Source organism: Bacteroides sp. 3_1_13, from assembly GCF_001185845.1.
In the GTDB taxonomy this organism is placed as follows: domain Bacteria; phylum Bacteroidota; class Bacteroidia; order Bacteroidales; family Bacteroidaceae; genus Bacteroides; species Bacteroides xylanisolvens.
Window position 1 is genome coordinate 1260049 of record NZ_KQ236955.1, and the last position, 13164, is coordinate 1273212.

Here is a 13164-nt window from a genome sequence, read left to right on the forward strand (position 1 = left end):
GATGACAATGTGGAGTCAAATTGCTCCATGATTGAAAATATTCCTCCAAAAGGAGTGAGCTTCTCGGATTTTATTTGCATTTTTGCCATGCCTGATGAGGTTTTGTTTGATTATTTTTTTGCAACACTAAGTTAAGTGAATCCTCTGACATGGCAAAATCCTGAGCAACTTTTTGTTGCTCAGGTACTTAAAAAAAATATTTTATAATAGTGTTGCGGAATTAAGGTTCTTCTCTTTTCCCGATATATAATTTCTCGTTGAAATAAATAGCATCCACATTGCCTTGCAGCAACGTTTTGAATCTTTGTGTGGTCAGATCGAACTCTGCTACCCCGTCCGTACAGAGCAGGTATACCTTCCCGTTTTTGTTTCCGGTGATACGCAGCACTGTATTGCTGAACAAACTGTTCGGATCGTTTTTATTAAGTTTGAAACTTTTGATATCGTTACCGTTATACCGGTTCAGTCCTTCACGCGTGCCAATCCATATAATCCCCCGTTCATCAATATAAAGGCTATTGACAGAAAATTGGGAGAGTCCGTCGTCCGTGGTCAAGTGGCTAAAAGTGATGTTTTGACCTTGTGTGCGGACTCCAGCTACGCTTAAAAATAGCAGAAATAAAAGAATTACTTTTCTCACTAATTTATTTTTTAAGGTGTTTACATCTATGCAAATATATTGTTTTTATTCGATTTCAGTGAATCTTATTAGAAGAAAGTAACTATAAAACACCGGAAGAGAATTCTATTTAACAGAATTACTCTTCTGGTTTCTAACCTAACTAACCTCTTGTTATAGTGTTTGTGCCTGTTTCGTTTTTATCAGTTCAGATTATTACCACACTACATACTGATTGAAAAAACGAGTACTTTCAGCAATCCATGAGTCCATGTTCTCATAAGCTGCAAAGTGTCCTGATGTAGGGTAACATATCCAGCGTTTAGGTGTACGGATGTGATTGTATGCTGCAAAATTTGTATGTGGTGGTGTAATGTTGTCCTGAAGTCCGAATCCCATTAATACTGGGCATTTGATCCATCCGGTCAGATTCTTCAAGTCAAAGTAAGTTAGTAATGAGAATATTTTATCTTTGTCAATATTCTGCCGGGCAGCTCCTTCGAATACCAAGTTGGCAGGCCAGTGAACCAAACGGAAATAATCGGGATAGTCTGACAGAAAGGGTACGATAGGCGCAGCTGCGGAAATACGATGGTCGAGTGACGCTGCTGCTAGTGTGAGCGCTCCACCTTGCGAAATACCTGTAGCAAAAAGGTTTTGTCCGTCAAAGCATGGCTGAGCAAAAATAAAATCAATACTGCGGACTGTATCAGCAAAAGCACCTCTGTAATAGTAATGTTTGGGTGAATCCAGTCCGAAAGCAATCCACTCACCAAAGCGGTTATAAGGTTTGTTGAGGCCTTGTCCACGGGGTGGAATGACCAAGATACACCAACCGGGATAGTCGTCGGGACTGGGAATCCAGGTGACGGCATCATAACCTTGATAAACCACTACGGCCGGATGACTCTGACCATCTGTTGGGACTGCCCAATACCCCCGTAAGATTTCTCCTTCAAGCGAGCGCATTTCTACTTCGTAAACATCACGCTCTGGCTTCGAAGATTCAGGTAGACGTGTCATTTTATAGGCAGGGTGTACACGTTTAAGTTCGGTGATGGTTTTATTCCAAAATCTTTTTAAGTTAGGGGGACCATCCGGTTTGGATAAAATCTGTTCGGCTTCGTATCCAAAGAAGAAATGTTTCAGAGTGTCGGTGCCGGCAATGAAACAAACCTGGTAAAATCCGGGAGTGAGATTCGTGAGAGTGACTGATGCACGACTGCGAAAGCCTCCACCGGGAGCTATCGAATCTGTTCCGAAAGAGTAGGTTATAAAGGTAGACGATACAGCATTGCCGAAATCTGTTGCAATGTCCATGCGTATCCTATCCGAAAAACCTGACTGTGCAGATGTCAATTCCAGCATGAAGCGTACTGGATGTTCGTTATCGAACATCCAGTTTTGCTCAACAGGAATATTGAGATTTATGGTCTTCTGTGTATAACTTCTTATTGAGTATCCGGTCAGGAGTATAATGACGTATATCCACTTTTGCATCCTGTTAATCATTGTAATTACTCTTTGATATAAAACGTAATCAGCACTCCTTTATGATCGCTTGGCCACTGATTGTTTACGGGCGGAATGATTGGATCTTTGGTTTGTTCTTCTATTCTTTGTCCGCGTACAATAGAGCCTGTTGGACCTACTATCTGGGCACTTTTTATTTGTAGATTTTTATTTGGATAATAGTAAACGAAATCAATTCGTTCGCGTTCATCTGCCTCCGGTGCCCATGAGAGATTCTCTGGAATGACTGATTTATTGTCTGCTGGAAAAGTGAATCCTGGACATTTCACCGGATCGGGATGAATTACCCGGTAGGCATCTTTATATCCCCGTTGAACCAACAATTTGGAAGTTCCCCAATTGACGATACATCCGCGATGATCGAATAGATCTTTTGTATCGGCCTGCCAATCCAGATAAGAAGGCTCATTCAGATCTCCGGCAAAAAACACGAGTGCTCCTTGCTCTAGCTCTTTGGCAGCGTTGTTGATAAAAGCTTGGGCGGATTCTATACGGTCTGATTCTTCGCAGACAGCAAGTATCTTGTTTACATCAGTGATAGGAGCCGGAAGTTTATCCCAATTAACGCTACCGTCATTGTATCCCCGGGGATAGTAACAGGTGTAGTAACGATACTCTGAATGTGCCGGGTAAACGGCCACTCGTTTCCCATTGACATCCAGAATCGCTTTGAACATCCATTTGTTGATGCGTTCTGTCTCTTTGAACGGATATTTTGATATGACCGCTCTTCCGTCTATTCGTGCATCGTAATAGATGAGTCCCTTATCTTTAAGCCCTTGCATTAGTTTAGGCATCACGGGATCGTCTTGTGGACCTTTATATAATTCGCAAAATGTAGCAATGTCTGGCTGTAGGGTAGCAATCTGTTCTATCAGATATTCCGGAGCATGCTCCACCTTGGTACACTCCACCCATAAGTTGAGTTGAAGGAACTTAATCTCTGTTTTCTTTCCTGTTTCTTCTTCCGGTACAGATACTTCCGTATCGGTTTTAGAACATGCAGTGATAACAGGAAGTATGGCAATAATAATAGTTAATAACCACTTTTGCATAATCTGTATTTTTTAGATTTGATTACCAGCCCGGATTCTGACAGTTAGTTCCTGAAGCATTCTGTAACCGGATTGCTTCGTCACCCGGTATTGGATATAATAGGAATTTTTCACTATATGCTTTTCGGTTATTATCTACTACAAAACGGGAGTAACTTCCATCTGAGTTTGCTTTCATTCCGGTGATTACTTTATCTGTTTGATCCAGTATCTTCCAACGGCGTACATCAAAGAAGCGGTGTTCTTCAAAAGCAAGTTCTACGCGTCTTTCGTTCCTGATTCGCAGACGAAACTGATCACAGGATAATCCGTAAGGAATGCCTGGCATACCTACTCTGGAACGTACTGCATTGACTGCGTCTACCGCATCATTGGGTACAGTTCCGGTAGTGGATGCTTCATTAGCTGCCTCTGCATAATTCAAATATAATTCAGCCAGGCGGAACTCTTTGAAGTAGCCATCCAGATTGCCGGAACGTCCGGATTTATAATGCGAGAACTTACGTGTATAATAGCCGGTACAGGTGTAACGTGCATTACTGGGATCAAGTGCACAGTTTCCTCCTGTCTTGGTTGAGAGTAGTGCACCGGTTTCCAGGTTTAGTTTGGAACCATCATAATAAATAGAAGCTTTAAGACGCGGATCACGGTTCTCATACGGTTTGGCTTGATTGTAGAGACCTTGAACAGCCGAATTCAAGTTAGGCTGCAGATGATTGGCATCTAGATAAGGGCTCTCTAAATTGAGCAGAGGATAAGATTCTGTCATGTCACCGTTCACAACTTCATAGGCATCAAGTAGCTCTTGCGACGGACACGCACCGGCATCTGTCTGGCCGTCGGTAGTTGGCAGGCCAGCATAATTCCACATATACATTTGTCCAACTTCCATAATGGTTTCTTTGTCATTAACTACCGGCAAGTCAGTGCGCGAATAGAAATACACATCATAAGGAGAATAACCAGCTGTAGCATTCGGCTGTTTCTTATAAAGTTCATAATTGTTCGCCAGACAGTCATCCAGAGACTTTTTAGTAATTTCTGCGGCTTCTGTCCAAGTGATTGTTCCGTCATTGTACAGAGGACTGGCTGCATAGAGTGATATCTGTGAACGGATGGCTGCACAGATGGCTTTTGTCATAACGTGACGGTAGTTCTCCTTATCTAAGGAACGCCATCCCCATTCTTCAACAGTGGGAATATCAATAGCAGCCTGACAATCAGCTAATATTTGGCGGGCACACTCGCCAAATGTACCTCTTTTAACCTTGGTATAATCGTAGTCGGGAGTTGTTATGATGGGAACACCTCCATAACGTTTCACCAATTGAAGATAATAGAAAGCGCGTAATGTAAGTACCTGTGCCTTGAAACTGTTACGTATATCTTCCGAGTAGACACTGGCAGTAGGGATATTGGCAAGAAAGATGTTGCAGGCACGAATCCCTTGATAATAATAATTGTAGTTTTCCGGATTTCCTTCGATGCCCTCCAGCGGATTGCTGAAGGGAGATAATTGTCCTTCATTCCATTTGCGGGTAACTCCGTTCTGTAGTTCCCAGGAATCTTTGGCTTCATCCGTACAACCAGCTAGCATGGTATAGTTATAGTTCATTCCGTAATTCAGAATCCATCCATAACATTGATTCATATAAGTATACGTTTTACGGTTCGTGGTAAACAAATCGCTGTAATCCGTACGGCCGTCCGGATGATCTTCAATTTCAGTACATCCTATGAATGAGGATAATATGAGTAAGGAGAATACTCCTGATATGATTTTATTTATTTTCATAACTTCAGTCTTTAGAAATTCAGGTTAAGTCCTATGTTAAATGTTCTGTAAATGGGGTATACAGAGTAGGAATATTGTTCCGGGTCCAGATTATCGAACTTGAGAGATGAGGTGGTCAACAAATTGGCTCCGCTGATATAGAATCTCATTTTCTCCAGTTTCAGCTTACTGCTCCAACGTTTAGGAAGTGTATAACCTAATACTACATTCTTCAATCTCATATAGTTATTTTTGGAATAGAAGAATTCATTCGATTGGAGACTTGAAGAGCTTCCTGTGGTCAAAGCCGGATAGCTGATTTTTTCATTTGCCGCATAGCGATCTGCTGTCCAGGCATTACGGTGCAGGTCTGTGTACACTCCTTGGTAAGCATTATCGAAGATACCGCATCCACTGTAATAGGCTGCTGTACCTGATACACCTTGTAACTGAACATACAAGTCAAAGTTTTTGTATTCCAGTTGAATAGAACCACCATAAGAAAGTGTAGGTAGTGTCTGGGCTTTGTCCATCGGTGCCTGGTCACGCTCATCTATATTTCCGTCGTTATTTAAGTCTTTGTAAATGAAATCACCTGGGCGCGGAGAAGCACCAGAGAATCGCAGACCGCTTTTATCTATTTCCTCCTGGCTATTATAGTAGCCGTTTCCGTTGGAATAGTCAATCAGATATCCGAACTGTTGTCCTGCAGAATAGCCGGTTTTACGATATGGATAGTAATATCCGCTGGCGGTACGGTTCAACTCTTTTATGTCAGTTACTTCATTTTTATTGTATCCCATATTCCCTCTGATAGTCATTCTTAATCCACATTTCAGATTCTTGATATAAGATAGTTCAAGATCAAATCCTTTGTTGTTCATCTTACCCAGATTTTCAAATGGCAGATTTTCACTGGCGATACCTTGTGCAGAAGATACACTGTTATTTTGGATAGCCATTTGGGTCTGTTTCACGTTCCAATAATCAAATGTGATACCTAGTGAGTTGAATAAGGTAACATCTATTCCGTAATTTTGCTGGAAAGATTCTTCATAATGGATATACGGATTACCTTGCATACCTTCTACAGTATGAAAGCCATAGTAGTTGCTTAGTAAGTAACCTGCATCTTTATAACGTACATCTGTAGCATACAGGAAACGGGTGTCAGATATCTGGTCATTGCCCAGCCAGCCGGCAGATGCGCGTATTTTGAGGAAGGACAACCAATCTGTGTCTTTCAGGAAACTTTCGTTGGATACCACCCAAGCGGCAGATACTGTCGGGAAGAATTTAAAACGGTTACCCGGTTTGAACTGTTCTGTGCCATCATAGGTAAAGTCTCCCTGTATATAGTACCGTGAATCATAGCCGTATTTCACATGTCCCATTAATGACAAACGATCGTATGGGAGATCACCGTTTTTCATCATATTCTCATTGAAATAGCTGACAAATGCATCTACTTCATGTTTGCCTCCAAAAATACGATTATAGTTGATGAACCCTTGGAAGTTGATAAAGTAGCGCATATTAGCGGTCTTACTTAAACTTAGAGGAAGAGTGGTGTGAGTACCGAAAAGTCCGCTGCCATTGGCTGCATAACGTGCGTAGTCAGTAGAACCATAGATTGTTCCGTCATAGTTTGCTTCATAACCTACTATTCCTTTTACGCTCAATCCTTTAGTGAGGAATCCCAGATCCAGATTCATTCCATAAGCGACGTTCAGATTGATACCTGTTTGATGGCTATATCCGGAGCGGTTGATAAGTCCGTAAGTAGGATATTCATTGTATTCTGCAGTAATCACTTTTCCGTCTTCGGTGATAGGTCCAGGTACGGTGGGGGCCATCTGATAGATCGAATTCATGATATCTCCTGTCCCGTTGTATCCTTGATTTATCCGGTCGATAGTGACATTTGTGTTAAGGAAACAGTTTAGATAACGATGCAGAGTGACGTCCACATTAGCTAAAATGTTGAAGCGATGCAATTTGAGTGCAGGATTATAATTATCATTCTTCTCTGCATCAATCAGGCTGTTTTGGTGAAGATAACCGGCATTAACAAGGTATTTAACCCGGTTGTTACCTCCGCTGATATTTACGTTGTAACGTTGCATACTGGCTGCATCATTCATGAAAGTGTCATACCAGTCGTGTCCCGGCATAGTTCCATCTGTAAACCCGGCTATTTCATATAAAGAATAGAGTGGAGTGCCACCGTCATTGAGTAAGGCCTGGTTACGCATTTGTGCGTATTCACCGGTACTTACTATTTTAGGACGCTGGGTAGCCTGTTGTATGGAGAAGTCCATGTTCACATTTACTTTAGTACGTCCTATTTCGCCTCTTTTTGTAGTAATAAGAATTACTCCGGAAGAAGCTCGCGGACCATATAATGCTTTAGCTGCGGCATCTTTCAGAATACTGACAGATTCTACAGTGTTGGCATCGAGTGTATTCATATCGAATAATGGAGCCGGAATTCCATCGAGTACAACCAAAGGTGAATTACCGTTTATGGAATTCAGACCACGTATATACATCGTTGTTGCATCATCGGCTGGTGTGCTGGTGGATTGGATAGAAGTCAATCCTGCCAAGCGTCCGGTCAGCGTAGCTGAAAATCCGCTATTAGGTGTTTTAACTAACTCTTCTCCCTGAACGGTAGAGATTGCTCCTGTATAACCTCCTTTTCTCTCTTTCTGCAGCATGGCTACTTCGAGAGATGTATCCTGACCGGCGATGTCTGATATCAGACAAAACTCTACCGGTTTATTCAGAGTGAATTTCATTGTCTGGTTCCGATATCCCGGAATCTTACAAATGACCATACTGGCTCCCGACGGAATCTCCATGATGAATTTTCCGTCTTTATCACTGCTTGTGGTGTATTCGGGATTGTCCGGGACAGAAATGATTGCGCCGTCTAAAGGTTCGTTGCTCTCATTCCGCACCACACCGGATATAACTTCTTGCACTTGTGCCCGGCATACTTCATTGCCTGTGAACAGGCATACGATGCACAAAAGTGTGATTATTCTGTTTTTCATATACATTCTGTTTTATGATTACCATCCTGCATTTTGCCACGTCTGTCCTGTCGTGCCTTCCAATACGGCTGCTTCATTGGCAGGGATAGGATATACGTGCCATTTCTTTTCATAACTCATTTTGCTCGGTTTGCTGCCGTCTGTTCCTAGATTGATTCTTTCATAAGAGAATGAGTTTCCATTTTTGGTGATTCTCATACCTGTGGTAAACTTCTCATTTTCCATATTCTCATTGGCGGGTGTCCAACGGCGGATATCGAAATATCTGTCTTCTTCACAAGCCAGCTCTATCTGGCGTTCGTGGCGTACCAATAAACGAGCTTCGTTCTTGTCGTTTGTCGACAGATCAACCGAAGGATCAAAACCTGCGCGATGACGGATTTCATTGATCCATTCCAGGCCTTCGGTAAGGTGTCCGCTTTCAATAGCGGCTTCGGCGGCATTCAGATAAATTTTGCCTAATCGGTAAAAACGGAAACGGCCATCATATCCAGCCACTCCGGCTGCCTTACAGTTACCGTTTACCATTCTTTTTCTCCAATAATAACCGGTACGTGTATTCGTATTTCCACTTGTACGGATTTCGCTATTTCCTCCCACGTACGTTTCTACTACTGCCGGTTCCTTTCCTAACAGCACAGGACTGTTATTATAAAAAATTGTAGCCTGGAAACGAGGATCACGTCCCTTATAAGGGTTGGCTGGGTCATAACCGCTATTAGGGTTATAATTAGGTGACAGATGCTTCTCATCGTTATAAGGTTTCGATAAATCCAGTACAGGCTTTCCTGTTGCTAGCATATCATAGGCGTCTACTAATTCTTGGGAAGGAACAATAGTTAATTGAGCGTTTCCCAATACCGGAGCTCCGATAACGTCATACAAAGGATTGGTGTATGGGTCGGGCCAATAGCCTTCGGTACTTTGCCAGATTGTTTCTTTATCACTGGGATCTGTTCCGATATAGTTATTGAGCGTAAAGTACTCCATATAAGCATTGTTATAGTACTTTTCAGTATCCGCACATTTAGTATACAATTCATATCCATTGGCTTTCAGCTGTTCCAGACAGTCTTTGTTGATTGTGTAAGCCCATTCCCAAAGATCTTTGCCGCCATTGTTGTAAGTGCTGGCTGCGAATAGACATGCTTCGGAACGGATAGCCATTGCGATACCTTTGGTCATTCTGATCTTCTCGTTGAGTGTTGTCAGTCGCCAAGGGAGGTTGCTGGATTGCAAAGCTATTTCGCAATCATCTACAATGAATCGGGCACAGTCTTCGAAAGTAGGACGTGATAGAGTTGAATAATCATAGTCTAAACCGTATGGCTCTTTCTCAATAGGCACAGGACCATACCATTTCAGTAACTCCATATAGAAATAAGCACGGAGTACATGAGCCTCTGCTACCCAACGGTCACGGTCGCTTTCTCTTGGTATGGCGGCGGTGGCTGCCCGTTGGAGGAATGTGTTGATAATACGGATTTGCCCCCAGTATAACTGCCAGTATCCTCCTTCTGAGTAGGTGTCACCCATATCTCTGCGAACGTCGAGATAGAAGTCGGTGGTGGTACAGTTGCCGGATGCGGCATGTGCAAAGCCGGCACCGGAACCATCCGTGCAATCCCACGCTTCATCACTAAGTGCTACGGGATAGTTGCTCCAGAAATGATATCGTAAACTCTTTTTAGGCAGATAGTCAAAGCAAGTACTGAAATAAGCTTTAGTCAGATCGGGATCTTGGAATACTTCGTCCAGTGATAATCTTCCGTCGGGAGCTACATCCAACGCTTCATTACAAGAACTGAATGTGAGCAAGGAAGCAAACATGCATATATAAATCAATCTTTTTTTCATATCGGTTTTGTTTTAGCCGTTAAAATGTAATATTTAAACCTACATTGTACGTACGCATTGTTGGATAGGCTGCCGGACTGTTTTGTTCGGGATCGAAGCTGTCAGTCTTCAGGTGAGTCCATGTATACAAGTTGTTACCACTTAAATAGAAACGTACATTGGAAGCACCGATTTTCTTGCTGATGCTTTCCGGTAATGTATATCCTACTTCTGCATTTTTCAGACGTATATATGAGGCATCCATGATAAAGAAGTCGTTGGGCTGCAAGCTCGGGCCGCCACTGCTGGACAGACGAGGATACGTAATCTTTTCGTGATTATTATAGCGTTCTTCGCTCCAACGTTCCATGTGCATCTTGTAAAAGTTGCCGCTGCTTTCATAAATACCGGCTCCTGAATAAGTCTTGCTGTATTGGCCTACTCCCTGCAACATGATAGAAACATCGAATCCTTTCCAGTTGGCAGATAAAGAGAAACCGTAGTTGATGCGAGGCAATAGGGAGGAATAGCCAATGGGAGCCTTGTCACGGTCATTGATGACACCGTCTCCGTTGAGATCTTTATAAATAAAGTCTCCGGGTTCCGGTGTTCCTACACCTTCATAAGTCAGTCCGCTCTTGGCAATACTCTCGTCGCTATAGAAGAATCCTGTGCCGTCACGCCCTTTTTCAGGATCATAGCTGTGGTCGATGATATATCCCCAGTTTTGTCCTAATGAGAAGCCGGTGGTGCGGGTGCGATAAGCATAATCCTTACCTAATAGTGGCTCGTCATATTCCAATACTTTGTTTTTGGCATAACTGAAGTTTGCATTAGCAGAAACAGATAGCCCGTTTTTGAATTGTTTCTGATATCCGAGGACCATTTCGAATCCCTGATTCTTTACTTCACCATCGTTCATCAGTGGAAGAGCGGATGAGGGAAGACCTTGAATCATAGGAGTAGTCTGCGGGATAATCAGAATATTTTTTCTTTTTTCAACAAAGTAGTCAAATGAGAAGGAAAGATCATGATACAAGGATATGTCTATACCATAATTCTGTTTTTCAGCTGTTTCCCATGTGATGCTTTTGTTTCCTATGTAGTTTTCGGCTATCTTGTAACCTTGTCCCCAACCGGAACCATTGGAAGCATATCCCAAGCTTGGGGATAACCAATGATCTCCTTTACTGTCGGTGACTACGGAATATTGACTGATATTATCCAGATAAAGGAAACGGGCTGAACCGAAGGCGTCGTTACCAACTTTTCCCCAAGAAGCTCTTAACTTCAGATTGGTCAAAACCGGATTATCCTGAAGGAAGCCCTCATTAGTAATCAGCCAACCGAAAGAGGCAGCCGGGAAGAGACCAAATCGTTTGTCCGGTGAAAATTGTTCAGAGCCGTTATAACCTACGTTGACCTCTGCAAAATAACGTCTGTCATAGTCATAAGTTGCACGTCCGGCAATACCGATGACGTTGTAAGGAAGCAGTAGGTCACCGGATGTTTCTTTGGATTCTTTGATGTCCCGTTGAGCTAGAAACATAGCAGTGACATTATGCTTTCCGGCGAAGGTCTGGTTATAGTTGATTTGTCCCTGTAAGTTCATAACCCAATAAGATTCGGAAGACTTTGTGAGTTCAATCGGGCCGTCTTCGTCCTCCAGGCTAGGATGGCGATTGATAAACAAATGCTCTCCTGAAGCTAATGTCTGATACGTATACCAGGTATAGGAACGTTTTCCGATTGTTTTCCCAAATCCTTTGGAGTCGAAAGATACCTGGCCTTTGACAGAGAGCCCTTTAGTGATAAATCCCAAATCTATTTCTACTCCTCCGATAACATTGATTCCCGATCTGGTTTCCAGTTGATAGCCCGAACGGTTGATTAGCGGATATGCACTCAATGAATTGTTGGCGGGATCTTCTACGGATAATCCGGCACCAATAGGGAAAGTACGTATAGCATCAGTAGCGTATGCACCTTCCGGGGTGAGATACATGGAAGTAGGGCGTGAGGTCAAAGCGCTGTTGAATACACTTGACATACTTGCGGAAGTTCCGTTGATCCGTTCCAGATAAGAGGAAGCGTTTAAGTTAATCTTTACCGACTTATTGACTTTGTAGTCGATATTTGAGCGGAAGTTGTAGCGGTCTAATGAAGACTGGGCATTGTATCCCAACTTGGATTTAGGTTCTACGTTGAACATACCTCCCTGATGCAGATAGCCTGCACTTACAAAGTATTGAAGTTTGTCCGAACCTCCCGAAACGTTCATGTTGGCTCTGGTCATGGGAGCATAATCTCTGAACAAGATATCTTGCCAGTTATTATTCGGATAAAAATCCGGGTCTACAGGATTACCTGTTTTCCATGAGTCGAACTTATCAATGTCCGGCCCGAGGAATTCAGCGGAATTTCCGTCGTTCACGAGTGCTTCATTGCGAAGTCTGACCCAGTCCCATGAATCCAGACGTTCGGGCTTGAAAGCGATTTCCTGCATGCTGAATTCTACATTGGCACTGATACGGGCAGTTCCTTTTTCACCTCTACGAGTGGTAATCATTATCACTCCGTTGGCACCACGTACTCCGAATACTGCTGTTGCGGAAGCATCTTTCAATACGGAGATATTAGCAATCTCGTTCGGGTCGATAGATCGCATATCGTCTACAGCTACTCCATCTACCATAATTAATGGGTTTGTTCCGTTTGTAGTGGCAGCACCACGCAGGAACATGGTGACTTCGTCACGTCCCGGTTCACCGGAGGTCTGGATAGTTGTCAATCCTGGGAGTTTTCCGGATAAAGCGGAACTTAGGTTGGGCGATGAGGATTTCATCAAATCTTTTCGATCAATGGAAGCTACGGAACCGATGACAGAAACCTTTTTCTGGGTACCGTAAGCTACCACTACAACTTCCTCCAGGTTCGCTACGTCCGGATGCATGATGATACGCATGTCTTTTTTAGCAGGAATGTCCTGCTTTTGATAACCTACATAACTGATTTCCAGTATAGCGTTGGGGGCAACCGATAAAGAGAAACGACCGTCTATGTCTGTAATAGTACCATTCGTTGCTGCTCCTTTTTCTATGACGGAAGCTCCGATCAGGCTTTCACCGGACTCGTCTACGACGACTCCAGAGGCTGTTATTTTAGACTGTTGCTGTGTCAGGGTAGCATCTCCGATATCCGATGCATTTCCTGTAACGGGAATACAGATTCCCAACCCAAGCAACAGGCACATTTTGTATAGCCAATAACTTTTTTTCATAACTATAA

At 43.0% G+C, this 13164-nt stretch carries 6 protein-coding genes and 1 pseudogene; all 7 read right to left on the reverse strand.

The window, feature by feature from the left end:
* Nucleotides 1-226 precede the first annotated feature (226 nt).
* Nucleotides 227-640, reverse strand: a pseudogene (locus HMPREF9009_RS04600) (two-component regulator propeller domain-containing protein); the annotation flags it as partial.
* A gap of 195 nt (nt 641-835) precedes the next feature.
* Nucleotides 836-2131, reverse strand: a complete 1296-nt coding sequence (locus HMPREF9009_RS04605; RefSeq protein ID WP_004310359.1) for an acetylxylan esterase — start codon at nt 2129-2131, stop codon at nt 836-838.
* A 5-nt stretch (nt 2132-2136) separates the two neighbouring features.
* Nucleotides 2137-3207 carry an endonuclease/exonuclease/phosphatase family protein gene (locus tag HMPREF9009_RS04610; protein WP_008776113.1) on the reverse strand — a complete coding sequence of 357 codons (1071 nt, stop codon included), beginning with the start codon at nt 3205-3207 and terminating at the stop codon, nt 2137-2139.
* A gap of 22 nt (nt 3208-3229) precedes the next feature.
* The gene (locus tag HMPREF9009_RS04615; RefSeq protein WP_008776112.1) at nt 3230-5002 is read right to left on the reverse strand and encodes a RagB/SusD family nutrient uptake outer membrane protein; all 1773 of its coding nucleotides are present in this window, start codon (nt 5000-5002) and stop codon (nt 3230-3232) included.
* Between the two features lie 11 nt (nt 5003-5013).
* Nucleotides 5014-8046: a SusC/RagA family TonB-linked outer membrane protein gene (locus tag HMPREF9009_RS04620; RefSeq protein WP_009039092.1), complete on the reverse strand. Its 3033-nt coding sequence runs from the start codon at nt 8044-8046 to the stop codon at nt 5014-5016.
* A gap of 12 nt (nt 8047-8058) precedes the next feature.
* Nucleotides 8059-9897 (reverse strand): RagB/SusD family nutrient uptake outer membrane protein, encoded by a 1839-nt coding sequence (locus tag HMPREF9009_RS04625; protein WP_004310363.1) that lies wholly within the window; start codon nt 9895-9897, stop codon nt 8059-8061.
* Between the two features lie 19 nt (nt 9898-9916).
* Nucleotides 9917-13156 (reverse strand): SusC/RagA family TonB-linked outer membrane protein, encoded by a 3240-nt coding sequence (locus HMPREF9009_RS04630; RefSeq protein ID WP_008641742.1) that lies wholly within the window; start codon nt 13154-13156, stop codon nt 9917-9919.
* Between the last annotated feature and the right edge of the window lie 8 nt (nt 13157-13164).